The organism is Zobellia russellii, from assembly GCF_018728565.1.
Lineage (GTDB): Bacteria > Bacteroidota > Bacteroidia > Flavobacteriales > Flavobacteriaceae > Zobellia > Zobellia russellii.
Map to the genome: position 1 here is coordinate 239432 of NZ_JACSOI010000006.1, position 26447 is coordinate 265878.

General features: G+C 38.5%; 26 protein-coding genes. 15 read left to right on the forward strand and 11 right to left on the reverse strand.

Translation table 11 applies throughout. The features are described 5' to 3' along the window. The first annotated feature begins 435 nt into the window (after window positions 1–435). The 3 genes from H9565_RS15460 (at window position 436) to H9565_RS15470 (ending at window position 4473) form a co-directional block, all read left to right on the forward strand. Window positions 436–2844, forward strand: a complete 2409-nt coding sequence (locus H9565_RS15460; protein ID WP_215440976.1) for a TonB-dependent receptor — start codon at window positions 436–438, stop codon at window positions 2842–2844. 2 nt (window positions 2845–2846) lie between these two features. Beyond that, entirely contained in the window at window positions 2847–3746 is a 900-nt protein-coding gene (locus tag H9565_RS15465; RefSeq protein WP_215440978.1) for a DUF4249 family protein, read from the forward strand. A gap of 181 nt (window positions 3747–3927) precedes the next feature. Then, a complete protein-coding gene (locus H9565_RS15470; protein WP_215440979.1) occupies window positions 3928–4473 on the forward strand; it encodes a pyridoxamine 5'-phosphate oxidase family protein in 546 nt (181 codons plus the stop codon). Window positions 4474–4486: 13 nt separating this feature from the next. Here H9565_RS15470 and bshC read toward each other — a convergent pair whose 3' ends face one another. Beyond that, window positions 4487–6088 (reverse strand): bacillithiol biosynthesis cysteine-adding enzyme BshC, encoded by a 1602-nt coding sequence (gene bshC / locus H9565_RS15475; RefSeq protein WP_215440981.1) that lies wholly within the window; start codon window positions 6086–6088, stop codon window positions 4487–4489. Between the two features lie 151 nt (window positions 6089–6239). Here bshC and H9565_RS15480 point away from each other — a divergent pair, with 151 nt between their 5' ends. Together H9565_RS15480 and H9565_RS15485 are read left to right on the forward strand one after the other, a co-directional pair. Next, window positions 6240–8699, forward strand: a complete 2460-nt coding sequence (locus tag H9565_RS15480) for a M14 metallopeptidase family protein (RefSeq protein ID WP_215440983.1) — start codon at window positions 6240–6242, stop codon at window positions 8697–8699. 116 nt (window positions 8700–8815) lie between these two features. Then, entirely contained in the window at window positions 8816–9853 is a 1038-nt protein-coding gene (locus H9565_RS15485; protein ID WP_215440985.1) for an MBL fold metallo-hydrolase, read from the forward strand. Between the two features lie 43 nt (window positions 9854–9896). On the opposite strand, the gene H9565_RS15490 is transcribed toward H9565_RS15485, so the two are convergent. Further along, window positions 9897–10502 (reverse strand): DUF4337 family protein, encoded by a 606-nt coding sequence (locus H9565_RS15490; RefSeq protein ID WP_215440987.1) that lies wholly within the window; start codon window positions 10500–10502, stop codon window positions 9897–9899. 208 nt (window positions 10503–10710) lie between these two features. Between H9565_RS15490 and H9565_RS15495 the strand changes: the two genes are divergently transcribed. The 6 genes from H9565_RS15495 to arsB all read left to right on the forward strand — a co-directional run bounded on the left by H9565_RS15495 (window position 10711) and on the right by arsB (window position 14965). After that, window positions 10711–11229: a GNAT family N-acetyltransferase gene (locus tag H9565_RS15495; protein WP_215440989.1), complete on the forward strand. Its 519-nt coding sequence runs from the start codon at window positions 10711–10713 to the stop codon at window positions 11227–11229. A 148-nt stretch (window positions 11230–11377) separates the two neighbouring features. Continuing rightward, on the forward strand, window positions 11378–12313 hold the full coding sequence (locus H9565_RS15500) for a DUF6929 family protein (protein ID WP_215440991.1): 936 nt from the start codon (window positions 11378–11380) through the stop codon (window positions 12311–12313). A gap of 100 nt (window positions 12314–12413) precedes the next feature. Beyond that, window positions 12414–12743 (forward strand): ArsR/SmtB family transcription factor, encoded by a 330-nt coding sequence (locus tag H9565_RS15505; RefSeq protein WP_215440992.1) that lies wholly within the window; start codon window positions 12414–12416, stop codon window positions 12741–12743. A 49-nt stretch (window positions 12744–12792) separates the two neighbouring features. Beyond that, a complete protein-coding gene (locus H9565_RS15510) occupies window positions 12793–13260 on the forward strand; it encodes a DUF6428 family protein (RefSeq protein WP_215440993.1) in 468 nt (155 codons plus the stop codon). Between the two features lie 32 nt (window positions 13261–13292). Further along, the gene (locus H9565_RS15515) at window positions 13293–13910 is read left to right on the forward strand and encodes an arsenate-mycothiol transferase ArsC (RefSeq protein ID WP_215440994.1); all 618 of its coding nucleotides are present in this window, start codon (window positions 13293–13295) and stop codon (window positions 13908–13910) included. Window positions 13911–13912: 2 nt separating this feature from the next. Further along, entirely contained in the window at window positions 13913–14965 is a 1053-nt protein-coding gene (gene arsB / locus H9565_RS15520; RefSeq protein ID WP_215440995.1) for an ACR3 family arsenite efflux transporter, read from the forward strand. 196 nt (window positions 14966–15161) lie between these two features. Here arsB and H9565_RS15525 read toward each other — a convergent pair whose 3' ends face one another. Then, a complete protein-coding gene (locus H9565_RS15525) occupies window positions 15162–15581 on the reverse strand; it encodes a hypothetical protein (RefSeq protein ID WP_215440996.1) in 420 nt (139 codons plus the stop codon). A 183-nt stretch (window positions 15582–15764) separates the two neighbouring features. Between H9565_RS15525 and H9565_RS15530 the strand changes: the two genes are divergently transcribed. The 3 genes from H9565_RS15530 (at window position 15765) to H9565_RS15540 (ending at window position 18222) form a co-directional block, all read left to right on the forward strand. After that, the gene (locus H9565_RS15530; RefSeq protein WP_215440997.1) at window positions 15765–17225 is read left to right on the forward strand and encodes a potassium/proton antiporter; all 1461 of its coding nucleotides are present in this window, start codon (window positions 15765–15767) and stop codon (window positions 17223–17225) included. A 46-nt stretch (window positions 17226–17271) separates the two neighbouring features. Beyond that, window positions 17272–17637 (forward strand): hypothetical protein, encoded by a 366-nt coding sequence (locus tag H9565_RS15535; protein WP_215440998.1) that lies wholly within the window; start codon window positions 17272–17274, stop codon window positions 17635–17637. Window positions 17638–17736: 99 nt separating this feature from the next. Further along, a complete protein-coding gene (locus H9565_RS15540) occupies window positions 17737–18222 on the forward strand; it encodes a hypothetical protein (RefSeq protein ID WP_215440999.1) in 486 nt (161 codons plus the stop codon). A 71-nt stretch (window positions 18223–18293) separates the two neighbouring features. Here H9565_RS15540 and H9565_RS15545 read toward each other — a convergent pair whose 3' ends face one another. The 4 genes from H9565_RS15545 to rimO all read right to left on the reverse strand — a co-directional run bounded on the left by H9565_RS15545 (window position 18294) and on the right by rimO (window position 23378). After that, window positions 18294–19292: an SMP-30/gluconolactonase/LRE family protein gene (locus H9565_RS15545; RefSeq protein ID WP_215441000.1), complete on the reverse strand. Its 999-nt coding sequence runs from the start codon at window positions 19290–19292 to the stop codon at window positions 18294–18296. 34 nt (window positions 19293–19326) lie between these two features. Further along, the gene (locus tag H9565_RS15550; protein WP_215441001.1) at window positions 19327–20649 is read right to left on the reverse strand and encodes a GntP family permease; all 1323 of its coding nucleotides are present in this window, start codon (window positions 20647–20649) and stop codon (window positions 19327–19329) included. A 71-nt stretch (window positions 20650–20720) separates the two neighbouring features. Beyond that, entirely contained in the window at window positions 20721–21878 is a 1158-nt protein-coding gene (dgoD, locus tag H9565_RS15555) for a galactonate dehydratase (RefSeq protein ID WP_215441002.1), read from the reverse strand. A 198-nt stretch (window positions 21879–22076) separates the two neighbouring features. Continuing rightward, window positions 22077–23378, reverse strand: coding sequence for a 30S ribosomal protein S12 methylthiotransferase RimO (gene rimO / locus H9565_RS15560; protein ID WP_215441004.1), 1302 nt, complete (start codon window positions 23376–23378; stop codon window positions 22077–22079). 120 nt (window positions 23379–23498) lie between these two features. Here rimO and H9565_RS15565 point away from each other — a divergent pair, with 120 nt between their 5' ends. Then, window positions 23499–24599, forward strand: a complete 1101-nt coding sequence (locus H9565_RS15565; protein ID WP_215441006.1) for a serine hydrolase domain-containing protein — start codon at window positions 23499–23501, stop codon at window positions 24597–24599. Between the two features lie 36 nt (window positions 24600–24635). Here the strand turns inward: H9565_RS15565 and ftsY are convergent, their stop codons facing one another. The 4 genes from ftsY to rpmB all read right to left on the reverse strand — a co-directional run bounded on the left by ftsY (window position 24636) and on the right by rpmB (window position 26394). After that, window positions 24636–25592, reverse strand: coding sequence for a signal recognition particle-docking protein FtsY (ftsY, locus tag H9565_RS15570; RefSeq protein ID WP_215441008.1), 957 nt, complete (start codon window positions 25590–25592; stop codon window positions 24636–24638). A 180-nt stretch (window positions 25593–25772) separates the two neighbouring features. Beyond that, complete coding sequence (locus H9565_RS15575; protein ID WP_215441009.1) at window positions 25773–25925, reverse strand: DUF4295 domain-containing protein; 153 nt, start codon at window positions 25923–25925, stop codon at window positions 25773–25775. Between the two features lie 37 nt (window positions 25926–25962). Further along, window positions 25963–26145 carry a 50S ribosomal protein L33 gene (gene rpmG / locus H9565_RS15580; RefSeq protein WP_038234759.1) on the reverse strand — a complete coding sequence of 61 codons (183 nt, stop codon included), beginning with the start codon at window positions 26143–26145 and terminating at the stop codon, window positions 25963–25965. Between the two features lie 12 nt (window positions 26146–26157). Beyond that, window positions 26158–26394, reverse strand: coding sequence for a 50S ribosomal protein L28 (gene rpmB / locus H9565_RS15585; protein WP_155597461.1), 237 nt, complete (start codon window positions 26392–26394; stop codon window positions 26158–26160). Between the last annotated feature and the right edge of the window lie 53 nt (window positions 26395–26447).

Here is a 26447-nt window from a genome sequence, read left to right on the forward strand (position 1 = left end):
CACGAAAATCACCAAGGATTTCGCTCAAAAAAGAGCGATTTCAAAGAAAATATAAAAATCACAACTAACACTTCATTACAAATAATTTAAAATACTGGTTTTAAATAAATTAAAACAATTCCTACAAAGTGTTAAATTATGTTAAAATTAACCTTTTTTAGTTATTTTACGCGGTTATCTTGGCCGATTGGGTTACGGACGCAGAAAAAACTAAAAACCATTTTTGACCTCTCTTGATGTTCATTTTATTTATCTTTTTGTTAACAGCGTGCTTTAAAGATTATAACTTTCTTGCGTAAGAATTTACTGCTATAAAAACATTTCATCAGTGCACAAAAGCAGTAATTACATCAATCAAAAAACGAACACATCTTGAAAAAAGCCATCTGTTGCACCTCATTTTTTCTTGCTCTATTTCAACAAGGACATTCAAAAATGAGTAGACTCCATTGCGGGATAGAAAAGGGAATTCAAAAAAATTCCAGAACACCTTTTATTTTTAAAGACAACTTTTTTACCCCCGATCAAGCGGATGAAAAATATATCGTTAGCGGATATGTTACAGAAAGTGGAAGTGGAGAACATCTATTGGGGGTATCCGTTTATGTTCCTGAATTAAAATTGGGCACCACTACAAATGACTATGGTTTTTTCTCATTGACCCTACCCGAAGGAAACCATGAAGTCATCATTTCATACATTGGTTACGGAAATGAAAAACGACAAATTAATTTAACGGAGGACAAAATTCTATCCGTTACCCTAAAACCTTCTACCCAAAATCTGGATGAAGTTGTAGTGAAGGCAGATGAGAGCATAAAGGAAAGCAAGGTCACCCAAATGAGTAAAGTACAAATCAATCCTGCGGATATTCAAGATATACCTGCACTATTAGGTGAAAAAGACGTAATGAAGACCTTGCAGCTCATGCCCGGAATTCAAGGAGGTTCCGAAGGAAGTTCCGGTTTCTTTGTTCGCGGGGGCACACCGGATCAAAACCTTATTATCTTGGATGATGCGGTGGTCTACAACTCCAATCACCTTTTTGGATTTTTCTCGGTCTTTAACGGTGATGCCATTAAATCCGTAGAAGCTTTTAAAGGTGGTTTTCCCGCCCGTTTTGGTGGCCGACTATCTTCTGTCATTAAATTGGATATGAAAGATGGAAACAAAGAAAAGCTTTCAGGCAAGGTTAACATTGGACTTATCTCCTCATCCGCATTACTTGAAGGCCCTATTAACAAAGGGAAGACTTCTTTCATTGCCAGCGGGCGCCGTACTTATGCAGATATTATGGCACGACCCTTTGTAGATAGTAAAAAAGGCAATAGAACGGGGTATTACTTTACCGATTTCAATTTTAAGATTCATCATATTTTTAGTCCAAAGGACAAATTGTTCTGGAGCAACTACTTGGGCCAGGACAAATTCTATGACAATAGTGTTTATGATGATGGAAACAGAGACAAATCAAGGTTGCAATGGGGAAATATCACCTCTACCCTTCGTTGGAACCACCAGTTTAACAATAAACTTTTCTCTAACACCTCACTGATTTTCAGTAACTACAAGTTTAAAATATCAATTGAGGAAGATTTTGATGACCAACAATACCTGTTTAAAAGCAGTTCGGGTATTAATGACTATACCTTAAAGACTGATTTTGACTATTATCCGAACAATCAGCATACAATCCGGTTTGGTGCCAACGCAACCATGCACAACTTTACACCACAGCGGTTATTGCTAAAAGATGAATTTAACGCGGATATAGATAAAGAACAAGAACTAAATTCCTTTGAAGGTGCCATCTATGCCGAAGACGACTGGAAATTGACGGATAAATTGAGTCTGTCTCCCGGCCTTAGACTTAGCTATTTCAATTATAAGGATAAACACTATGTAAACCCTGAACCCCGGTTGGCATTATCCTATAACATGAAAACCGACCTGGCCTTTAAAGCCTCTTATTCCCGGATGAACCAGTATATTCACCTACTGTCCAGTTCCGGCATAGGCCTACCAACGGATTTATGGGTCTCATCTACGGACAACATAAAACCACAAACCTCCCAACAGTTCGCTGTAGGTATCGCAAAAGATTTCTTTGACAAGGATTACTCCATAAGCCTAGAAGGCTATTACAAGACCTTGGATGATGTTATTGCATACAAAGAAGGCGCCTCTTTTTTAGCAATTGATGATTTGGAGAGCGGAAAGAATACCAATTGGGAAGAAAATATTACCTCCGGAAAAGGATGGGCCTACGGTGCCGAAATACTTTTCAGAAAGCAAACAGGCCCCTTTACGGGCTGGCTAGGTTATACTTTAGCATGGTCCGAAAGGCAATTTGATGAATTGAACCTGGGTAAGAAGTTCTATGATCGCTATGATCGCAGACACGATATATCACTAGTAGGTATTTACAAACCAAGTGAAAAAATAACCTTATCGGGTACTTGGGTACTTTCTACCGGCAACAATTACACCTTGCCCAACCAACAGCATGTTGCGGAACCGGTAAATTTCCCGGTTGCCAATTATCCAACGTATTATAACTATTCGGGAATGGAAAATTTCACCACACAACGAAACAATTTTCGAGGTGAAACCAGTCATAGGTTAGATTTGGGCGTTCAATTCCATAAAAAGAAAAAGAAGAACAGAGAACGCACTTGGGGACTTTCGCTCTACAACGCCTATGCCCGTAAAAATCCGTTTATATACACCATTGAGAATAAGGATTACGATTTTTACAACCCAGATGCTCCGGAAGAAAAGCAACTGACCCGGACCTCCGTACTCATATTGATACCTTCTATTAACTACACCTTTAAATTTTAACCATGAGCAAATACATTCAGATAAGTTTAATGTTAGTTCTGCTGTGTAGCGCGTGCCAAGACCCTGTAGATGCAGATGAGTTGCTCAATGTAGACGACGGCACCTATATTATTGGATATCTATCCCCTACCGATACTGTGCTAACCGTTCATGTTTCAACAGCGGTTCCTGCTGTAGGAACCCCTATATATAACCATGTGGATGACATGGGCTCCGGGTCAAACACAGACCCATTCATCATAAAGGATGCAACTGTTCTCATTAGTGATGAAGATGACAATGAAATTCAACTTACCTATAATCCGGAAAGTAGAAATTATCAGGTAGATGCTTCCGAATTTGATATTAAAGGAGAGGCAACTTATTTTTTAAGGGTTTCCGCTAACAACCAAGAATTTACCTCATCCTGTAGCATTCCCAAAAAGATTGAGCCCATTACGGAAAAAATAACCGCGGGAGAAAAAAACGAATTCTACCAAGATTATAATCTGGATATTGCTTTTCAAGATATTAGCGGCTCAAAAAACTATTACATAATAGGAGCAATAGCCGAAGAAACGTACGAAGGAGAGACCTACCCTTACATAATAGATTTTGAACTAAGCAGTTTTTTAACAGATGTTATCGGAGATGGGGAAACTCTTAGTGCTAATACCATTATCACCAATTACGACGTTGAAAATTCAACTTCCGCCAAAATAACCTTACAAGTGGCTAATGTAGAAGAAATGCTTTATTTGAACCGCCGAGCCACTTATCTAAACGATTATAATGATGGTAATCCTTTTGTTGAGTACAGCATCATGCCTAACAATATTGAAGGAAAAAACGGGGTAGGCGTCTTTGCGGGATATCAACTTACTGAAAAGGTGATTGAATATGAATTAAACGGAAATCCTTAAAAAAGTAAAAGTCCGGGATACCAAACCCGGACTTTTCATCAAAATCAAAAAAACCAACCTAAACACATGAAATCGTTTAGTTAAAAAACTTTTTCATAGCATTTTTACTAATAACACTCTACTTGACAAATACCCTACCCTTTTTTAAAAGTTTTTTCTACTTTTATTTAAAAGCATATAAATGACTTCTATTTTTTGGGATGAAACCCTAAGCGAAATAAAAAAGGGAATTGTAGAAAGAGGACATCCTTTTCGGTTTTTTACATTAGCCACCATGGGCAAATCTGGGACTCCAAGTCAACGTACAGTAGTCTTTAGACATTTTAATGACAACCTAAGCCTTGTATTCTATACGGACAAGCGTTCCCAAAAAGTTAAGGATATTGAGAATAAAGCAGATGTAAGTTTATTATTCTATCATCCTGAAAATCTTTTGCAGATTGTCATAAAAGGAAAAGCATCAAAAATTACTAAACCTGAAATACTAAAAGAATACTGGAGTGCTGTTCCGGACAGCAATAAAAAAGACTACACTACCCATGTGGCCCCCGGGAGTATTATAAAAGCACCGGATACCATTACATATTTAGATGACCGCAACCATTTTTGCGCTATTGAAATAGTACCTGACACTATTGAGTACCTAAAATTAAAGCGACCCAACCATATTAGGGTGCTTTTTTCCAGAACCGATGCATCTTGGGAAGGGGAGTTTTTAACCCCTTAACTTGTACTGCCAACTATACCTTTACTACTGTGAACTCTTGTTGAAGTGGCTTTAAGGTATCCAAAAGCATAGGCACTAGACTTTCTCCTAACTCCAAATAAAGCTCGGAGAAATTTACGTTCCGCTCCTGTAAAGACTTATTCGGAAAAAGTTCGTTCTGAATTTCCGTCATGCGAAGCACGTGGTCTTTAAGTTTTCGTTTTTGAGCCTGCAGCAACCTTTTTTCAAGATGGTCCAAACCTTTCTTTTGCTTTACTTCTTGGGCCTTTACGGCTCCCAAGAAAGAAGCATCGGTCTGTTCTGCTAAATCATACAAAGCTTTAAATTGCTCCTCTAACAGTTGTTTTTGAGGGGCAAAGTCAATATCAATATTAGATATTTCCCTGATTTTTTTATTAATGAAGCTACTTTGTTTTAAAAACAGGTCTTTTACGGCAAGGTTCATTTTAGCCAACTTTTCCGCTTGCTTTTCAGTTATCACCAATGCCGAATTTCTCAGCAACAAAATAGGAAAAGGTACTTGCATGGCCTCGAACATGGCTTTCAGCTCCAACCAATAAGCTATTTCCCCTCCTCCACCTATATAACATAGATTAGGCAGGATTACCTCTTGGTATAATGGTCTTGCGATTACGTTGGGAGAGAACCGTTCCGGGTAAGCTTTTAATTCTTTTTTCAGTTCTTCTTTCGTAAAACGAATTTCAGTATCGTTTATAAAATATTCCCCGTTTTGCTCCACAATCCTTTCTCTGAGCCCCTCCTTTAGGTAAAAATAATTGATTTCACGAGGGTTTACCTGAATGGTATACTTCTGCTCCAAAGCTTCAAATTCCGCTATGGTTTCGGAAACCTTCCGGTGTGCCAATTGGTCAAAAATATCCTTCTCGGCATAAGGCACTAAAAGACTTTTTAAGCTCTTATCATCACCATCTACAATGACCAAACCTTCATTTCCAAAAAGTGCATTGGCTAAATAACGTGTTGCATTGGTTAAATTATCGTGCTGTAAATAAGCTTTCTTAAAAAGCTCTTTTAACGCAATGGCATTGGTACTATTCCCTATTTGATTTGAAAACGCTTCAAAAATTTCATCCAGACCTTCCGTATCCAAGTGACCTACGGCCCCAGATGCCGTTCTATTCCATTTTAACTTTTTTCCTTGAAAGTTAAAGTAGTTGATTTCCTCAAAATCATGGTCTTCCGTAGCCATCCAATACACAGGTACAAAATTGTATTTTGGATATGCTTTTTTAAGCTCCTTTGTAAGATTTATGGTAGATACTATCTTATAGAGGAAATATAACGGTCCCGTAAAAAGGTTTAGTTGGTGCCCGGTAACTATAGTAAAAGTAATGGGTTCCTTTAGTTTTTTTAGGTGTGTCTGGGTTTCTTCCGTTACATCAAACCCCTGGTATTGCTTTTGTAATGCTTCATAGAGCACTTCTCTATGGGCTTCGGGAAAACTTGTGGCCTTTTCAGCTATTTGACCTTTAAAATTCTCTAGGTTGGGAAACCGGTTGTAAAAGTTGCGCACCTGCGGTTCTTGGGCAAGATAATCACATATAAATTCCGAAAAATAGCCGGTCCGGTAAAAGGGTAAACAGTCAATATCCATAAGGGTGTAAATATAAAACTCTTCGCTAATGCGACTTCCTAAAAATACGTTAATTACTTCAACCTAATTTTCATACCACTAATGGAGAAACCGCATCTTTATTTAACCATAATCGTTAGCTTTGGTAGTATTCTCTGGAAACACCTTACAAATGAAAATTCTCTTATCTGTTTTTGCCTTTTGTATTTGCCTTACACTCTCGTCCCAAGAAATAAAATCGCCCTCTGATTTTTTAGGTTATGAACTGGGCTCACAGTTTACCAGACACCATCGTGTAATGGACTATTACGAGTATCTGGCCCAAACTGACCCGGCCAGAGTGAAATTAGAGAATTATGGCGAAACCAATGAGGGAAGACCTTTGTTACTTGCATACATATCCGCTCCGGAGAACATAAAAAATATTGAAAACATCCGCCAAGAACACTTAAAAAACACAGATGGTGAAGGGAACCCCACAAAAGCCATTGTATGGATGAGTTATAATGTACACGGCAATGAGAGTGTAAGTACTGAAGCCTCTATGAAAACAGTCTATGAACTTCTGACTAAGAAAACGGAATACCTAAAGAATACTATAGTTATCATAGATCCTTGTATGAATCCGGATGGTAGGGAACGTTATGTAAATTGGTACTATCAATATAAAAACGCACCTAATACCATAGACCCTAATAGTAAGGAGCATCACGAACCTTGGCTAAACGGTAGACCCAACCATTATATGTTTGATTTAAATAGGGATTGGGCATGGCTTACACAGACTGAAAGCCAACAGCGCATTAAAGCTTACAATAAATGGCTGCCCCATGTACATGTAGATTTTCATGAACAGGGTGTAGACAACCCTTATTATTTTGCCCCTGCCGCAGAACCGTTTCATGAGGTTATTACGGATTTTCAGAGAGAATTCCAGACCACCATGGGGAAGAACCATGCTAAATATTTTGATGCCAACGGGTGGTTTTATTTTACAAAAGAAATTTTTGACCTCCTTTATCCTAGTTACGGAGATACCTACCCTACGTATAGTGGAAGTATTGGCATGACCTACGAACAAGGTGGTAGCGGAAGCGCCGGATTAGGGGTCATAACAGGTTCAGGTGACACCCTTACCTTAAAGGACAGAATCCTACATCATCACACCACCGGATTATCTACGTTAGAGATTGCCTCTAAAAACGTATCAAGATTAAACGAGGAATTCAAAAAATTCTATCGCCCTAAAGACTATAAATACAAGAGTTATGTTCTTAACGGCAATACGGATAAGCTGAAAGCTCTTACCCATTTATTGGAGCAACACGAAATAAATTATGGTTGGGCCACGGATAAAATCGCCAAAGGCTACAATTACAGTACAGGTAAAGTAAGTAGTATAAAAACCAATACAAACACCTTAGTTATTGGCACCGAACAAAAAAAGGCTACACTTGTAAAAGTACTTTTTGAACCCAACACCAAACTTACGGACTCCCTTACTTACGATATTACCGCTTGGTCTTTGCCCTATGCATACGGACTTGATGCCGTAGCTTCGGAAACCAGAGTAAACGCAGATACCCGTGAACCGAAATTATCGGCGCCGGAAAAAGCTAAAATCACCAAGGAAGCTTACGCATTTATAGTAGAATGGAACAGCTTTAGCGACGCCCAATTTTTAGCTGAGCTTCTGAATAGCGGCATTAAAGCCAGGCATGCTAAGAATCCTTTTTCAATGGAGGGCACCGAATACAACCGTGGTACACTTTTAATTACCAAAGCCGATAATAAAAACAATCCTGATTTTTTAAAGTCTCTTTCCGCCATTGCCAACAACCATAATAAGACCCTAAAAGCCTCCACAACAGGGTTTGTTGAGGATGGTAAAGACTTTGGCTCCAATTCCGTACAAATCATAAAGCGGCCTAAAGTAGCCATCCTCTCGGGAGAACCTACTTACACTCTAAATTTTGGCGAAATCTGGCATTTTTTTGAACAACAGTTAAAATACCCTGTTACCATATTGGATACGGATTACTTTAAAAATGTAAACCTTTCACAATACGATATTCTCATCCTTCCGGACGGAAGTCATTACAGTAGCTTCCTTACCGAAAACAGAATGAGCCAGTTAAAAGATTGGATAAGCGATGGAGGAAAGTTGTTAGCTTTAGGTGGAGCCTTAAAGGCCCTGGCCAAGGAAGATAAATTTCAACTGAAACCAAAGGAAACCGAAGAAGACACCAGCTCTGCCATCCCCGTTTACGACCATAATCAGCGAGAACAGATTAGAAAAGAAATTACAGGAGCTATATTCAAGACCAAAGTAGACCAAACCCACCCTTTGGCCTATGGTTATAATCACACTTACTTTAGCCTAAAATTAGGTGGGGCCGCTTATAAGTACCTGGAGAAGGGCACAGTAGTTTATCTGCAGGAAGAAGACACCAAACCTGCTGCTGGTTTTGCAGGAAGTGATGCCCAAAAGAAAATTGGGGAAAGCTTGGTGTTTGGGGTAGAATCCCACGGTAAGGGAAAATTAATCTATTTTGTTGACAATCCTCTATTTCGTGGGTTTTGGGAAAACGGAAAACTATTTTTTGCCAATGCACTTTTTATGGTAGACTAAATTTCAAAACTTCTTTTCGCTAAAATATAACGACTTTACACTTCCTTTTTCAATTACAAAACGCCGCGCACCTTTGACAAACTCCTATATTTGTTTATCTAAGGGAGAGCAGTCAAATGAAAAATTTTAAAAAGCAGTTCGGAGGTAAATTAACGAATGACTTAACCGAACGTTACGGCCAATCGGAAAATTGGAAAGATGGTAAGTTTCTTAATCTTGAAGAAACCAGTATGTCCATTAACTTTTGGGATATTCCAAAACTTTTGTACAAACAATTTACGGATACGGAGAAAAGAGAACCTGCCGCTCCATTGCCTGTTGCTTCGTTTCATAAAGAATCTTTTCTGTTGGATGACGCACCATTTAAATACATATGGTACGGACACTCCGTAGTATTAATGAGAATGAATGCCAAGACCATTCTAATAGACCCCATGTTAGGGCCCAATGCGTCTCCCATAGCACCGTTCAAAACCAAACGCTTTTCTGAAAACACACTGGGCTTGATCGATGATTTTCCAGAAATAGACTTGATGGTACTGAGCCATGACCATTATGACCATTTAGACTATGACAGTATCTTAAAACTAAAAAACAAAACCAAAAAGTACTATGTAGCCTTGGGAGTAAAACGGCATCTGGTCACTTGGGGCATTGACCCGAAGTTGATAACGGAATTCGATTGGTGGGACAATACTACATTCCATGATATAAAAGTAACATTTACTCCAAGCAGACATTTTTCGGGCAGGGGATTAACGGATAGGTCCAGATCGCTCTGGGGAGGATGGACGTTTACATCTAAGAATCAAAACATCTGGTTTAGCGGAGATAGTGGCTATGGTTCCCATTTTAAAGAGATAGGTGAGAAACTTGGTCCGTTTGATTTTGGTTTTATGGAAAATGGTCAGTACAACCAAAAATGGCATCAGATACATATGTTCCCGGAAGAAAGCATACAAGCGGCGCTAGATGCCAAAGTTAAAAAAGTAATGCCGGTACACTGGGCCGGATTTGCCTTGGCCCAACATGATTGGAAAGAACCCGCAGATAGATTTAAACAGGCCGCCAAGGAACAAAAACTTGAGGTAACTTTTCCAAAGTTAGGCGCGTTATACGCCCTTGATAATTGTACTGAAGAAAAATGGTGGTAAGTTTTTTAGGGAATTTAAAAAGTCCGCTACAAAAGACCGATTATTAAAGTATGGAGTAGTATCCGTAAAAACAAACCCCCAGACCTATAAAACCTACACCAATCATAAAACCGGTAAAAACCTCTTGCAATCTACGGTTTTCATTAATAATCAGTCCTAACACCCCAAATAAGATACTTATTTGAAGAAACAAAATTCCTATGTCTATCTGGGCCACTAAACCGCGGTTTGTAAGGCCTATTTCCTCCCATGCCCGCAGACCTACAATTTTACCCATTTCACCATCCAAATCTTGAGACCAGGCTTCTCTAGGTATATTATCCGAGCCTAAAAGAATCTCGGTCTTTTCTTCTTCGTATTTTCGGATAAGGTCATCTGTAAGTTCTATTCTAAAATCTAACTGTTCCAGTTTATCATCTGCAACAAGTCCCGTGCCACGCAATGACTCCAAATAATCGCGTTGGTTCTCTTTTAGTATCTGTTTGATACTTTTGGCATTGTACCAACTGGAATAACTCACGTGCTTATAATTGGCCCTGGCTATCTTCTCCTCCAACTTACTGTTAACTACTTTCATAACAGCTAATAAGGCCACTAGTATTATAATTATTACACCTCCCCTATTCTCTATTTTACTATTTTTAGACATTGTTTTGTATTAAAACTGATTTGGTTTTGGTCAAGACCAGATCTAAAAAGGACTAATCTTATTTATTATACGTAAAAAACCGCATTAAAGTTGATATTAGACATAGAATGGCCTTTGTTTTAACGAAACTATCTAAACTTTAAGAAAATAGACTTTCAAAAATAGAAACCTCTGTAGAAGTTGAAATTTTACTCTTACAAAAACATACATGAAAAGTTTTTACACCAATAGACTTGAGATAAAACCAACTTCTGAGGAAGACGCCGCATTCATACTTAGACTATTCAATACTCCGGATTGGATTAAATATATAGGGGATAGAAACATACATTCCACAGATGCCGCCAAAAACTATATTCAAACTAAAATAAAACCACAGTTCAATAGATTAGGCTTTGGCAACTATACTGTAGTTCGCAAAGAAGATGGTGCAAAACTGGGCTCATGCGGATTGCATGATCGAGATGGTTTAAAGGGTATAGATATAGGGTTTGCTTTTCTGCCCGAATATGCCAACCAAGGTTATGCTTTTGAAGCATCGTCAAAATTATTGGACCTAGCATTTAAAGAATTTCATTTAAACGAGATAATCGCTATAACGGGAAAGGACAACCTTCCTTCTCAGAGGCTATTAAACAAGCTTGGACTATCTAAAACCAGTACAGTTATCCTACCAAATGACTCCTTAGAACTTTTACTTTACTCCATAACAAACGTTACCGTTTAATTTTTGAAAAACAAGGTGTTAAACCTATGCCAAGGCTCAAAATATTTCAATAATACTTTTAAATTCGCACTCCAAAAAAATAATTAAAGGTTGATTGGACAATTCCTCCCTATAAGCAGTCAACACAAAATACAAATTACCGTTTTATATGAAAATGGCCTTCTTTTCATTACTGATAACCCTTGCCGCTACGTGCAATAGGCAAGCATTAGAAATTGAGGTAGTAGACACCAAATTGCTACACAACGTTCCCAGCGCTTCCGGCATCACCAAAGCTGGTGAAAATTTTTATGTGGTAGGAGATGATTCTCCATATCTGTTCAAGGTCGATGATAAGGGAACCGTTCTAGACCAAACCTCTATTTATTCTACGGAATTTTTAAATGGTAATAGGCTGGACAAAGCAAAGAAACCCGACTTCGAGGCTTTGGAAACTATAAACGGAAATGAAATCTTGGCTTTTGGGTCAGGTGCCAAATCTCCGGAGCGAGACATTTTCCTTCATATCTCACTAGAAGATAGCACCTCTTTTAAAACCTATCAAATTACAGAATTATACAATCATTTAAGAAGTAACAAAACCCTTGGTGGCGCACACTTGAACATTGAAGGCGTAGCAATCTATCGTGACATCATTTACCTTTTTAACCGAGGAAAAAACGTTATATTCAGTTTTAAATATGCAGATTTAATCGGATATATTGAAGGGATTAACCCTGTATTTCCTGAACCAGAGACACTTCTTTACGAATTACCTATAATAGACGGGTTCCAATCCGGTTTTTCCGGAGCTACTATTTTAGAGGACGAAAACCTGGTCATATTCACGGCTTCTGTAGAAAAAACAGGTACTGCATATAATGATGGTGAAATAGCCGGAAGTTTTATAGGCGCCATTCCTATAAAGAACAATACCTTTTCGAACAAATACAGCGTTGCCTCCGTTCCATCTTCAGATACTCCGCTTAAAGTTGAATCGGTTACCGTGGCCGAAAAAACTCCGGATGGAAAAATCAGAATTGCCCTGGTAACGGATGACGACAAAGGAAACTCGTTACGATTGAACTGTCTTCTAAAACTATAATCTGTAAAACCTTTTATTCAAAATTCTGTTAAAATTCATTTTTCTTCGTGGCAGAAAATATATTAATCGTAATATTGCAATGTACTTATGAAATAAATACATGGGATTAGCTAAAACAGAAATATTCACCGATTTACAAAATGAAATTGCACTTTATGCCAAGGTCTTTGGACATCCGGCCAGAGTATCAATTTTACAGCATTTGTTCAAAATTGACACCTGTGTTTGTGGCGATTTGGTAAATGAAATCGGTTTGGCACAACCTACCATTTCACAACATTTAAAAGAACTAAAGAATTTAGGCCTTATACAGGGCACGGTTGAAGGTACAAGTGTTTGTTATTGCATTCACAAAGAAAATTGGACAAAAATGAAAGAAGTGATGTTCAAATTTTTAGACCAAGACTTGCCTAAAAGCGATTGTTGCTAAAAAAATTTAAATCCTTTTATCGTAAAAATACAATAAATAAAAATTCAGTATGAAAATATCAGAAATTAAAACGGAGCTTTCTAAACTAGACAAAATTGCTTTTCAATTACCTAATGGGGAATTGGTACCAAACCACTTTCATGTAACAGAAGTAGGTAAGATTACCAAACATTTTATAGACTGTGGAGGAACGGTTCGCAAAGAAGAGGTAGTGAACTTTCAACTTTGGAACGCCAATGACTACGACCACAGGCTACATCCTGAAAAGTTAGTTCACATCATAGAGCTTTCCGAAAAAACTTTGGGAATTGAAGACTTGGAAATAGAAGTGGAATACCAAGCGGACACTATAGGTAAGTTTGGATTGGACTTTGACGGCACTAACTTTTTATTGACCACCAAACAAACAGATTGTCTTGCAAAGGATAATTGTGGTATTCCTGCCGAAAAACCTAAACTACAATTCTCAGATCTAGGCCAGGGTAGTTCTTGCGACCCAAAAAGTGGCTGTTGTTAACTATTCTATAATATCCAACTAAATAGAACATAATGAAAACTTTTGAACAGATTGAAAAGACCATTGCTTCTTTGGAAGTGAACTCTATATCTAACGAGCGTAGAGAAGTATTGCAACTCTTAACAGACTTTATACAAAGTAAGGTAGACGCGAACGAAGAAATACGATTGAATTTTATTTGTACCCACAACTCACGAAGAAGTCACCTTTCACAAGTTTGGGCCCAGGCTATGGCGTATCATTTCAATATTAAAAACGCCTTTTGCTATTCTGGAGGAACTGAAGCAACAGCACTGTTTCCAATGGCTGCCGAGACCCTAAAAAATACGGGTTTTGATGTGGTAAAGCGTTCAGAGGACAAAAACCCTGTTTACAGTATTAAGTATGCAGAGAACGAACATCCTGTAATCTGTTTTTCAAAAACATTGGATGACGATTTTAATCCGCAATCCAATTTTGCTGCAATTATGACTTGTAGCCAGGCAGATGGTGGTTGTCCTTTTATTGCTGGAGCGGAGAAGCGTATTCCCATTACGTTTGAAGACCCTAAAGCTTTTGACAATACTCCTCAACAGGCAGAGAAGTACCATGAAAGAAGTATACAGATAGCTACTGAGCTCTACTTTGTCTTTTCAAAAATAAACGCATAGCCATGGCTAAGAAATTAAGCTTTTTAGACAGTTACCTGACCCTATGGATTTTTGCGGCCATGCTTATAGGAGTGGGCGTTGGAAATTTATTTCCACAGCTCCCTGAGCTAATAAATTCCGCTAGTAGTGGTACAACCAATATACCAATTGCCATAGGACTTATTCTTATGATGTACCCGCCATTGGCCAAGGTAAATTATGCACTGCTACCCAAGGTTTTTAAGAATGTAAAAATTCTATCGATTTCCTTATTATTAAATTGGGTTTTAGGTCCCGTATTGATGTTTCTATTGGCCATAACCTTTCTTCAGGACTATCCTGAGTATATGGTGGGGCTAATTTTAATAGGTCTGGCGCGCTGTATAGCCATGGTTTTGGTCTGGAACGATTTGGCTGAAGGAAGTAGCGAATATGGTGCCGGACTGGTAGCTCTCAATAGTATATTTCAAGTGTTTGCATATAGTTTTTATGCATACATTTTTATCACCGTACTACCTCCCTATTTTGGTTTTGAAGGTGCTATTGTTGATATTTCAATTGCTACAATTGCCGAAAGTGTTGTTATATACTTAGGTGTTCCCTTTGTGTTAGGTATATTGAGCCGCTTTATTCTGGTTCGGTTAAAAGGCGAGGAATGGTATTCAAAGAAGTTTATCCCTACCATTTCGCCTATGACACTTATAGCCCTTCTTTTTACGATTGTGGTGATGTTTTCTTTAAAAGGTGAATTAATAGTTGAGATACCTATGGATGTGCTCATTATAGCCGTTCCTCTACTCATCTACTTTTTACTGATGTTCATCATTGGCTTTTTCGTTACTAGAGCAACTGGTGCCACGTATGATAAAACTACCTCTGTAGCCTTTACGGCTGCCGGCAACAATTTTGAGTTGGCCATAGCTGTAGCCATTGCTGTCTTTGGATTAAATTCCGGACAGGCATTTGCCGGGGTAATTGGTCCCCTGGTAGAAGTACCCGCTCTTATTTTACTGGTTAGGGTTTCCTTCTGGTTGCGGAAGAAGTATTATAAAAAGTCAGAAAAAGTAATAGTGTAAAATTAGATTTTGCCAGTAGTATTATAAACTTTGCTCTTCGCATAGCTATAATGGTACTGGAATTCTAATTATCTTAGGTACTAGTTAATCTGGTTAACGCTTAACCCAAACTGTAAGCAATAAACTAAAATATTTTAGGGTTTTAAAAGGTGGACGAAACAAGCAACACCCTTCAAACACCGTTATATCTTGGTTTTTAATACTTGTATAAAATGTTTTCCTCAAAGCTTTTTAAATTCAGTTGGACCTGGCCTCCGTTTACTTGCAGGTTAGAAATATCAAATGTTAGCTCTTTAGTGATGTATGCTTCACACATTTCCTCATTCTTCAATAACAATCTCAAATTTCTTTGAGGCGGGTTTGATTCTAGAACATCTTCTGAATCTATAAGCTTCAATTCCCAAGTGTCTCCGCTACAACCACTAGAACTAAAACTAATTTTCAAGCATTTATCATTAATTTCCATACTATTTATGTTTATATGGTCAGACGGTGAGTTTTTGTATTGTTCATTACTTACTATAGTTTCAAAATCACAATTGCTTAAACTTTCATCGTTATCGGAACAACTTAAAAAAGCTACCCCCATTATAATTAGAATTAGTATTTTCTTCATGCTGTAACGTTCTTTTCTCTTACTTAGATAATTTTTCTTAAAAATGGTTGCGCTAAATATAACACTGCAACTACGCCTATTGTATTTTTTATTGGTCTTTACGGCAACTCGCCCTTGTTTTTGATTGATTTCCTTCTTTAGAAACAATATCTTGCACAGATACTTTTTAAGCATACAAAGGGAATGAATCTTACTATTGAAAATATTGTTTTAATTGGCTCTCTATTACTGTTTATTAGTATTGTTGTTGGTAAAACATCTTATAAATTTGGTGTTCCTACCTTATTACTTTTCTTGGGTATTGGTATGTTGGCCGGATCGGAAGGAATTGGAGGAATTGTTTTTGACGACCCCAAAATAGCTCAATTTATTGGCGTTGTATCTCTAAACTTTATTCTATTCTCCGGTGGATTGGACACGAGTTGGCCCGCGGTAAAACCCATTCTTAAAGAGGGTATTCTACTTTCTACCATTGGTGTATTGCTTACCGCCGTTTCATTGGGAACCTTCGTGCATTTTGTTACCGACTTTACAATTTACGAAAGCCTGTTATTGGGCTCTATTGTATCTTCAACAGATGCTGCAGCGGTCTTTTCTATTTTAAGAGGTAAAAGCCTAGCCTTAAAAACCAACCTTAGACCCACATTAGAGCTAGAAAGTGGTAGTAACGACCCCATGGCCTATGTGCTTACCATTGCCTTTCTTTCTTTGGTAATTAATCAAGACCAAGGTTTACTATCCATTATTCCTCTTTTTCTACAACAAATGATACTTGGTGGAGCAGCAGGGTTTGGCTTTGGAAAGGTGAGTAAACTGGTTATCAACAAAATTAAGTTAGATTTTGAAGGGCTTTATCCTGTATTGGTTATTGCTTTGATGTTCATCACCTTTTCTGCTACTGATTTTATTGGTGGAAACGGATTTTTGGCCATTTACATTTGTGCCGTTTATTTAGGGAACCAAGACCTTATCCATAAAAAAACCATTTTCCGTATGTTTGATGGTCTGGCTTGGCTAATGCAAATTGTACTCTTCCTGACTTTAGGACTACTGGTTTTCCCCAGTCACGTTGTGCCGTATATAGGAATTGGCCTTACCATTTCATTGTTCCTGATTTTTGTAGCACGGCCTGTAGGCGTATTTATCAGCCTTATGTTTATAAAAATGAAACTCCGCAGGCGTTTCTATATTTCATGGGTGGGCCTACGTGGTGCCGTACCCATTGTATTTGCCACTTACCCCCTATTGGCCGGTATAGACAAGGCACATATTATCTTTAACATCGTTTTCTTTATTTCGGTTACCTCGGTGCTTATACAAGGCACCACGTTGGCACTGGTTGCCAAATGGCTTCATGTAGGTTTGCCCGAAAAAGCAAAACGTATTTATGAAAAAGAGAAGTTCCTTGCAGAAGTTCCCAAGGCGGTCATGAAAGAAATTGTAATTACGCCCCAATGTTTTGCGGTAGATAAGAAAATAGTGGATTTGAGTTTCCCCAAGAACGCCATTATTGCCATGATCAAAAGAGAAGACGTTTATATTACCCCAAAAGGCTCTACAGTTATTGAAGACGGTGATACATTAGTAGTGCTTTCCGATAATATGGAAGGGCTGAACGAGGTTCAGGAATGTTTAAATCAATAACATTTTTTTAGCATTTTCAGGTAAATATAATTCTACCTTTGTTCTCATGAAAAAGGTTAAACAGTTATTTGGTCTGTTCATGCTAACAGCAATTTATTGCTGTGCCATTGGCATGGGATTAAATACTGACCAAACCCTTACGACCGAAAGCTCCAATCATTCCCAAAAAGAATCGTTTGCTGCGGTAAGTGCCAAGCTTTATTGCCATACCTCGGAATCCGAAACCCTAGTTGATGCCCCATCTAACAGCGCTCCCAATCAACTTGAAGGTTCAAACCACTTATGGGGAACGCAAAAAATAAGCGAAAGCAGCTTTGAAAGCAAGCTGGCGCAATACACCCGTTTCTCGCAAAACCTGCTGGTTTCTTTACGTAAAACGGATATTATATTTCCTTTTCATTACTTCTGGTAAATCATTTTTAAGTCACTCATAGTCAAATCCTGAATTTGACACTTTTTCATTGGGCTTGCATCGCGCATAGCTCCATTTATCAATTTAAAAAACTTAAAAATGAATTTAGATTTAGGTACAACCCTTATTGGGACCATATCAGTAGTAATTTGTGTAGCCCCTTTTGTTTTGGTTACCAGAAGTGTAAAGAAAAAAGAAAAAGAAATGCTTCGCGCTTTGAACGATTTTGCAAATCTTGACAACTGCAAAATACACGAGCATGAATATATTGGTGATTTTATAATAGGAATGGACACCACTAAAAATGTGGTTTTCTTCTATAAGAAAGAGAAGGATACTCTAGAGAAACTATCTGTTGACCTGAAGGATGTAAAAAATTGCAATGTCTCCAAAATAGGGAAATCTGTACGGAAAAATGGAAAGGTAGAACAAATTATTGAACGTATAGAACTTGTTTTCACCACTAGCCCATCTGCAAGTCGTGATGTGGTTTTTGAGTTGTTCAACACTCAGAACAACCTACAACTTAACGGAGAATTGCAAACCGCAGAAAAATGGGCCCAAAAGGTAAATACCATAGTTTAATTTACAGCAAGGTCATAAACCAAAAATCCCCACAGTGTACCGTGGGGATTTTGTTTTTTTAGCCACAGATTCTATTTAAGCGAAACACTCAATATATAATCATCAGCGGTTAAATACAGTATTTTTTCATCCTTCCCAAAAACACAGTTGGCCGTCTTTTCACCTGTAAGGATTCTGGCGATAGGTTTTCCCATATCATCAAAAATCCAAACACCCCCGGGTCCCGTAGCGAACAAATACCCCTTGCTATGCATTTTCATACCATCGGGTAAACCTTGTTGTTCTTTTTGACCCACCAGTTCAGTTACATTATAAAACAGCTTTTTATTATCTACCTTACCGGGTGCAAAAACATCATACTGGTACCATACCGCATGCTCAGGATTGGAAACCGCAACATAAAGTTTAGAGCCATCGTTACTCACCGCAACACCATTGGGGCGAGATAATTTATCAACCAAAACAACCTCACCAGATGTCTTTAAACAATACACTCCTTGGTAGTCCAGTTCTTTTTGTGAATCATCCATTTGTTCGGGCAATCCGTAAGGAGGGTCTGTAAAATAGAGATTTCCCTCTGCATCATATACCCCGTCATTAGGGCTATTGAAACGTTTACCTTCAAAAGAATCCGCCAACGCCTCATACTCGGCCTTTGGAGCGTTCAATGCACTTTTCATTTTAGCCACACGTCGTTCTCCGTGTTGCATTAACACCAATTCCCCTTGGGGACTTAAAAGTAATCCGTTGGAACCAGGTTCGGCCCCATAATCGCTTTCCCCTAAATATCCAGAAGGTTTTAGATAAACACTTTGCTTTCCTAAAGCATCAATCTTAAAAACCGTATTGTTAGGTATATCCGAAAACAATAGATAATCACCATCTGCAATCCATAAAGGCCCTTCTGTCCAGGTAAACCCGCTTCCCAGCACTTTTATTTCAGCATCACTATCAATGAGCTGTAATGCTCTGTCATCAAGTATTTCTACCGAAAAGGCATTCATTTTTTCTTGTGATCGGATGGTAATATGAAGTCCTAACACCAAAGCAAACAAAAAAAATCTTCTCATAATTATTTGTTTAAGGTAAAATACCGATTTAACATCACCCCATAATTTTAGAAATACAGAAAATCAAAGTCATTGCAGATGTACCTAATATTAAGGTACCTACGGTCTGTATCTGGTTTCCTTGTTTGACATCCATTCCCGTTAATTGTGTAAATACCCAAAAGAAACTATCATTGGCATGTGAGACCACTGTAGAGCCTGCTCCAATAGCTAAAACGGTCATAGTCTTCATAAAAGTTTCATCTAGACCAAGGGCAGGCATCATTGGTGCCACAATAGAAGCGGTAGTAATCAAGGCCACCGTAGAAGAACCTTGTGTGGTCTTTAAACAGGCCGCTAACAGAAAAGGGAAAAACAAACCGATGGACATACCCGAAAAGCTTTCCGTAATCAACTCTGCAAAACCCGAATTTTGAAGCATTGCCCCAAAAATACCACCTGCACCGGTAATTAGGATAATAGGAGCGGCAATACGCAACGAATCTCCCAGCCAACCGGTTGCGGAGTATACATGTTGGTCTAATTTCTCCGGAAGCAGCAAGGACAAAAGAACACCTATTAAAAGCGCTATAACCGGTGTTCCCAAAAAAGCTATGATGGGGTACATAGTGGAGCCTGTCATATCTAGTTCCGGATAATCAAAAACCGATTTTAATACAATCAGAATAATAGGTACTATGATGCATAATAATGAAAGTGACAATTTTGGCCTGTGCACCACATCTGGCGCAACTTCCATACGAATAGGGACATTTACCTTAGAAGCAATCTTAGTGGCAAAAAAATAACAACTGACCAATGACAATGAACTTACTACCAATCCCCACAAAATTACACTACCCAATTCCGCATTTAAAATTCCCGCTGCGGCAATAGGGCCAGGTGTTGGTGGCACCATTACATGCGTGGCCGTAAGTCCCAATGCTAAAGCTGCCGTCGTACCAGCGTAGGCAACCTTTGCTTTTTCCGAAAGTGCCTTATTAAGCGAATTCATAATAATAAAAGCACTATCCGCAAAAACGGGTATGGAAAGAAGATACCCCGTTAACATCATGGCCAGGTGAATGGATTTCTCTCCAATAAGTTGAATCATACGGGTTGCAATAACCATTGCTCCTCCCGATTTTTCAAGAACGGTACCGATGGCCACACCAAAGAAAATGATGAGACCAATTTTACCCATTATACTTCCAAAGCCATTATTAACAGAATCAATTATTGCCGTAACACTCATTCCGGTTATAAAACCATAGCCTATGGCCGCCAACAGCAACACAAAAAACGGATGGATTTTCCAGCGAACAATACCCAGAATAATAAATGCAAGGGCGCAGACTAAAGCAATAATATAAAGCATAGCGGGTTGGTTAATTTTCTTTTAAATTAAGAAGTAAATCGTTCAAAAACTGCTATTTAGACAGATTTTTTTTACCACTCCGCAAAACTTCCGTCCTCATTTCTCCAAACGGGATTTGCCCAATTATGACCAATTTTTTGGCCTTCCCTTAATTTTTCTTCATTAATTTCTACTCCAAGACCCGGTTTTTTTAGAAGCTCTATGTAACCATCCTTCACATCAAAAATTTCAGGATTATCCATATAATCTAACAAATCAAAACCTTTGTTGTAATGTATGCCCAAACTACTTTCTTGAATAACGGCATTTATGGAGTTAAAATCTACATGAAGACATGAAGCAAGGGCTACAGGTCCCAATGGACAGTGTGGTGCCAATGCTACATCATAAGCCTCTGCCATTGCGGCAATTCTACGTACTTCGGAAATACCCCCTGCGTGACTTAAATCTGGCTGAATAATATCTACGGTGCCACTATGTAAGAGTTCTTTAAAATCCCAACGAGAGAACATCCGCTCTCCGGTTGCAATAGGAATGCTGGTATATGGATAAATATGATCAAAAGCCTCCTTGTTCTCGCTCAGTACGGGTTCCTCAATAAACATAGGATTGTATGGTGCCAGTTCATCAATTAAACGCTTGACCATGCCTTTATGGATTCTTCCGTGAAAATCAAGTCCTATATCCAACGTATCTCCAAACTCTTCGCGAAGCAACCTAATATTGTCGGCCACGGTTTTTATCTTCTGTAAGGAATCAATCCAGGCAAAAGCTCCAGTAGCATTCATTTTTACGGCCTTATAGCCTTGCTCTACTTTTTCACGAGCCTGCTCAAGAACAACTTCCGGATGGTCCCCCCCAATCCAACAGTACATTTTCATTTTCTTACGAACTGCACCACCCAAAAGGTCATAGACCGGTACTCCAAGATGTTTGCCTTTAATATCCCAAAGAGCTTGATCTATACCTGAAATAGCACTCATAAGGATAGGTCCACCACGATAAAAGCCGCCGCCATACAGAGTCTGCCAAATATCTTCTATATCATTGGCCGAACGTCCAATTATATATTGAGATAGTTCTTGTACGCAAGCTTCCACAGTAGCCGCTTTACCTTCTACAACAGGCTCACCCCAACCTAGAATTCCACTTTTTGTTGTTATTTTCAGAAAAAGCCAACGTGGTGGCACTTTAAAAAGTTCTATTTTTTCAATTCGTAAGTCGTCCATACTCCACTACAGTTCTTAAGGTTGATTAAATACGTTCAATTAGCAGTACGCACTGCTAAAATTAGTTTCCCCTAAAGTAATGAATAATTTTGAAGTGTAATTATTACGTTTAAAATAACCCTAATACGCAACTATCTGCCACAAAAAAACCTGTCCATTACCGAACAGGTTCTAATTTTTAATAAAGAGTTTACGCCATTACGCAGGCTCACCATATAAATCAAAATCAGCCGCTTCGGTAATCTTTATATCTACAAATTCTCCTTGTTTCAAATAGAATTGAGCGGCATCTATCAGCACTTCATTATCAACATCGGGCGAATCAAATTCCGTACGGCCTACAAAATACTGCCCTTCTTTACGGTCTATGATACAACGGAAAGTCTCCCCAATTTTCTCTTGGTTCAACTCCCATGAAATTTGAGATTGTATTTCCATAATCTCATTGGCTCTTTCCTGCTTTACGTCTTCCGGCACATCATCTTCTAAAGTATATGCATGCGTATTTTCTTCATGACTATAGGTAAAGCAACCCAAACGCTCAAAACGCATTTCGGTAACCCAGTCTTTTAAGGTTTGAAAATCTTCCTCGGTTTCACCGGGATAACCAACTATCAAGGTAGTACGAATGGTCATTTCTGGAACGACGGCCCTAAATTCCTTCAACAATTTTGTTGTTTTGGCCTGTGTAGTACCACGCCGCATACTTTTTAAAATGGAATCGGAAATATGTTGAAGCGGAATATCTAGGTAATTACAGATTTTAGGTTCTTCCTTCATTACATCAAGCACGTCCAAAGGAAATCCTGTTGGGAAAGCGTAATGCAACCTGATCCATTCAAGACCATCAACTTTAACCAAAGCCTGTAATAGCTCTGCTAAATTTCTCTTTTTATAAAGATCAAGTCCGTAGTAAGTCAAATCTTGCGCAATAAGAATCAACTCTTTAACACCCTTTGCAGCCAATTTTTCGGCCTCGGTCACCAAATCTTCTATTGGTGTACTGCGGTGTTTACCCCTCATTATAGGAATAGCGCAGAATGAACAAGGTCTATCACAACCCTCAGCAATCTTTAAATACGCATAATTCTTAGGCGTAGTAGTCAGCCTTTCACCTATAAGCTCGTGCTTATAATCCGCCCCAAGTGCCTTTAACAAGTTTGGCAATTCACTGGTTCCAAAATACTCGTCTACATTTGGAATTTCTTTTTGCAAATCCGGTTTATAACGCTCACTAAGACAACCGGTCACAAACACCTTATCTACTTGTCCGGCTTCCTTTTTTTGAACATATTCCAAGATAGTATTGACACTTTCTTCTTTTGCGTTCGCGATAAATCCGCAGGTATTGATTACCACAACATTACCTTCCTCTTCATGTACCACTTCTTTGTCGTTGGCACGCAATTGCCCCATGAGTACTTCGGAGTCGTAAACGTTTTTAGAGCACCCCAAAGTAACTACATTGATTTTATTCTGCTTCTGCGATTTTGTTCTCATAACTAGAAATTGAGCGCAAAAATACAACAAGCTGAACGAACAGCTCAGTTTTGGTACGATTTCTTACAGAATTACGTTAAACTTTCATATACATCTGATGTCCAACATGAAACCAAGGTCATGAAATATAAGAATTGTATTATCATAGGTTTAATCTTAGCCTTCCTCAGTAGCTGTTCAAAAGATACTCCCCAAGTTGAGCCGGAAATAGAAACCAAACCAAGTGGTATGTATTTTCCTGAGGTTGGAAGTACATCATGGGAAACGGTTAGCCCACAACAACTAAATTGGAACGAAGACAAACTACCCAATTTATATGATTACCTAGAAACCAAGAACTCAAAAGGGTTTATTGTTCTAAAAAACGGACGCATCGTAATAGAAAAGTATTTTAACGGTCATTCCCAAAATGACAACTGGATTTGGTACTCGGCCGGAAAAACGCTGGTTTCCAGCACCGTGGGCATTGCTCAAGACGAAGGTTATTTATCTATAAACGATACATCTTCCGACTATTTAGGAACCAATTGGTCTTCCTTAACTACCGAAAAACAAGATTTAATAACTGTTAAAAATCATTTGAGTATGAGCACAGGGTTGCAAGATTATGTAGGACAGACCTTAAAATGGATTTGTACACAACCCTCCTGTTTTAATTATGAAGCCGATGCCGGTGAAAGATGGGCCTATCACCAAGGTGCTTTTACTATGTTAAAAGACATCGTAACCAACGCTACCGGAACAGACTTTAATGATTATTTCTACACCAAAATCAGGGACAAAATTGGAATGAACGGCTCTTGGAACGAACAGACCTTATTGACTTTGTACGCTAGCGACACTAGAAGTATGGCGCGCTGGGGGTTATTGATCCAGAATGAAGGGATCTGGGACTTTGAACGTATTATTAGTAAAACTTACTTTGATGAAATGACCAGCACTTCCCAAGACATTAATAAATCATACGGCTATTTATGGTGGCTAAATGGCAAAGAAAGCTACATGAGCACTACTTCACAAACCGTAGTTTCAGGTTCGCTAATACCTAATGCTCCAACAGATATGATCGCCGCTTTAGGTGCTAACGACCAGAAAATATATGTGGTTCCCAGTAGAAATTTAGTGGTGGTACGCTGTGGTGATAGTGCGGGAGAAACCCAATTGGGTCTTTCTAGCTTTGACAACGAATTATGGGGTAAAATAAATGCAGTAATCAATTAGTGTAACCTTATACCTGGCCACCCCAAAACCTAGATACTATACGTTAAAAAATGAATCTACAAATTCATGTTTATTAAACACCTGTAAATCTTCTATACCTTCGCCAACGCCAATATATTTAACAGGAATTTGAAACTGATCAGAAATTCCGATAACCACTCCCCCTTTTGCAGTACCATCTAGTTTAGTAACTGCCAGTGACGTTACTTCCGTAGCCTTTGTAAATTGCTTAGCCTGCTCAAAAGCGTTTTGACCTGTAGATCCGTCAAGTACGAGCAGAACATCGTGCGGGGTATCATCCACAACTTTTTGCATTACGCGCTTTACTTTCGTCAGCTCGTTCATTAAGTTCACTTTGTTGTGTAGACGTCCGGCGGTATCAATAATAACCACATCGGCATCCTGTTTTACGGCGGAACTCAAAGTGTCAAAAGCTACTGAGGCCGGATCGCTGCCCATCTTCTGTTTTATGATGGGTACATCTACCCTATCTGCCCATACCTGCAATTGGTCAATGGCTGCAGCACGGAAAGTATCTGCAGCACCCAAGACTACTTTTAGACCTTGCTTTTTAAATTGATGGGCCAATTTACCAATGGTAGTTGTTTTACCCACGCCATTAACGCCCACCACCATAATTACATACGGTTTTTTATCTGTTGGAATCGAAAATTCCGTTTGGTTGCCAAGATTGGTTTCCGAGAGAAGACCGGAAATTTCTTCACGAAGAATGGTGTTAAGCTCATCCGTGCCCATATATTTGTCCTTGGAAACGCGGGCTTCTATACGTTCAATAATTTTTAAGGTCGTTGTTACCCCTACATCCGAAGAAACTAGCACCTCTTCAAGATTATCCAATACATCATCATCTACCTTAGACTTACCGGCAACCGCTTTGCTAAGCTTTGAAAAGAAAGAAGTTTTGGATTTCTCCAGGCCCTTATCAAGGCTTTCTTTTTTCTTTGACGAAAATATATTTTTGAATAAACTCATGTGCTCTTTGTATTAATAGGCTCAAAGATAATAAAGTAAGGCGGAAGTTTTTACTATAAATAGCACTACTGTGAATTCAAACCCACGGGCTATGCCCTGAAACTTCTTCAACCTGTGCGGTAAACAACAAAAAAAGCCCCTTCTTTATGAAGAGGCTTTATCATACTTTAAAAAAGTATCTTACTTTTTAGACAACCATTCGTTGACCGCTTCTGGGGCCATAACAGATTCTACAAAAGTGTAAGAACCACTTTTTGGAGACTTCACCATTTTAATGGCTTTTGTCAATCTTTTTGAACTTGTCTGTAAACTTGCTACCGTCTTCTTTGCCATGACTAATATGCTTTTATGTTCTCGCTAAAACGAAAACTTATTTAATCTCCTTATGGATTGTCATCCTTTTTAAAATAGGATTGAACTTTTTAATCTCCATTCTTTCGGGAGTATTCTTTTTATTCTTGGTAGTAATGTACCGTGAAGTACCTGGCTGTCCCGATTCTTTATGCTCGGTACACTCCAAAATTACTTGTATTCTATTTCCTTTCTTTGCCATCGTATTCTAAGCTTATTTTACCAATCCTTCTGCTTTTGCATCTTTCAATACAGCAGAAATACCCTTTTTGTTGATAATCTTCAACGCCTTTGCAGAAACCTTCAAGGTTACCCAACGGTCTTCTTCGGGAATATAAAAACGTTTCTTAGAAAGATTAACATTGAACCTTCTTTTGGTCTTATTGATAGAAAACGATACGTTGTTACCGAACATCGCTCTCTTCCCCGTAATTTCACAAACTTTTGACATCGCGCTGATTTTTCTTTAAACAGGGTGCAAATTTATATCATTTTTATGGATGC

Coding starts and splice junctions, on each gene's coding strand:
- H9565_RS15460 (WP_215440976.1), top strand. CDS start 436: ATGAGTAGACTCCATTGCGGGATAGAAAAGGGAATTCAAAAAAATTCC.
- H9565_RS15465 (WP_215440978.1), top strand. CDS start 2,847: ATGAGCAAATACATTCAGATAAGTTTAATGTTAGTTCTGCTGTGTAGC.
- H9565_RS15470 (WP_215440979.1), top strand. CDS start 3,928: ATGACTTCTATTTTTTGGGATGAAACCCTAAGCGAAATAAAAAAGGGA.
- bshC (WP_215440981.1), bottom strand. CDS start 6,088: ATGGATATTGACTGTTTACCCTTTTACCGGACCGGCTATTTTTCGGAA.
- H9565_RS15480 (WP_215440983.1), top strand. CDS start 6,240: ATGAAAATTCTCTTATCTGTTTTTGCCTTTTGTATTTGCCTTACACTC.
- H9565_RS15485 (WP_215440985.1), top strand. CDS start 8,816: ATGAAAAATTTTAAAAAGCAGTTCGGAGGTAAATTAACGAATGACTTA.
- H9565_RS15490 (WP_215440987.1), bottom strand. CDS start 10,502: ATGTCTAAAAATAGTAAAATAGAGAATAGGGGAGGTGTAATAATTATA.
- H9565_RS15495 (WP_215440989.1), top strand. CDS start 10,711: ATGAAAAGTTTTTACACCAATAGACTTGAGATAAAACCAACTTCTGAG.
- H9565_RS15500 (WP_215440991.1), top strand. CDS start 11,378: ATGAAAATGGCCTTCTTTTCATTACTGATAACCCTTGCCGCTACGTGC.
- H9565_RS15505 (WP_215440992.1), top strand. CDS start 12,414: ATGGGATTAGCTAAAACAGAAATATTCACCGATTTACAAAATGAAATT.
- H9565_RS15510 (WP_215440993.1), top strand. CDS start 12,793: ATGAAAATATCAGAAATTAAAACGGAGCTTTCTAAACTAGACAAAATT.
- H9565_RS15515 (WP_215440994.1), top strand. CDS start 13,293: ATGAAAACTTTTGAACAGATTGAAAAGACCATTGCTTCTTTGGAAGTG.
- arsB (WP_215440995.1), top strand. CDS start 13,913: ATGGCTAAGAAATTAAGCTTTTTAGACAGTTACCTGACCCTATGGATT.
- H9565_RS15525 (WP_215440996.1), bottom strand. CDS start 15,581: ATGAAGAAAATACTAATTCTAATTATAATGGGGGTAGCTTTTTTAAGT.
- H9565_RS15530 (WP_215440997.1), top strand. CDS start 15,765: ATGAATCTTACTATTGAAAATATTGTTTTAATTGGCTCTCTATTACTG.
- H9565_RS15535 (WP_215440998.1), top strand. CDS start 17,272: ATGAAAAAGGTTAAACAGTTATTTGGTCTGTTCATGCTAACAGCAATT.
- H9565_RS15540 (WP_215440999.1), top strand. CDS start 17,737: ATGAATTTAGATTTAGGTACAACCCTTATTGGGACCATATCAGTAGTA.
- H9565_RS15545 (WP_215441000.1), bottom strand. CDS start 19,292: ATGAGAAGATTTTTTTTGTTTGCTTTGGTGTTAGGACTTCATATTACC.
- H9565_RS15550 (WP_215441001.1), bottom strand. CDS start 20,649: ATGCTTTATATTATTGCTTTAGTCTGCGCCCTTGCATTTATTATTCTG.
- dgoD (WP_215441002.1), bottom strand. CDS start 21,878: ATGGACGACTTACGAATTGAAAAAATAGAACTTTTTAAAGTGCCACCA.
- rimO (WP_215441004.1), bottom strand. CDS start 23,378: ATGAGAACAAAATCGCAGAAGCAGAATAAAATCAATGTAGTTACTTTG.
- H9565_RS15565 (WP_215441006.1), top strand. CDS start 23,499: ATGAAATATAAGAATTGTATTATCATAGGTTTAATCTTAGCCTTCCTC.
- ftsY (WP_215441008.1), bottom strand. CDS start 25,592: ATGAGTTTATTCAAAAATATATTTTCGTCAAAGAAAAAAGAAAGCCTT.
- H9565_RS15575 (WP_215441009.1), bottom strand. CDS start 25,925: ATGGCAAAGAAGACGGTAGCAAGTTTACAGACAAGTTCAAAAAGATTG.
- rpmG (WP_038234759.1), bottom strand. CDS start 26,145: ATGGCAAAGAAAGGAAATAGAATACAAGTAATTTTGGAGTGTACCGAG.
- rpmB (WP_155597461.1), bottom strand. CDS start 26,394: ATGTCAAAAGTTTGTGAAATTACGGGGAAGAGAGCGATGTTCGGTAAC.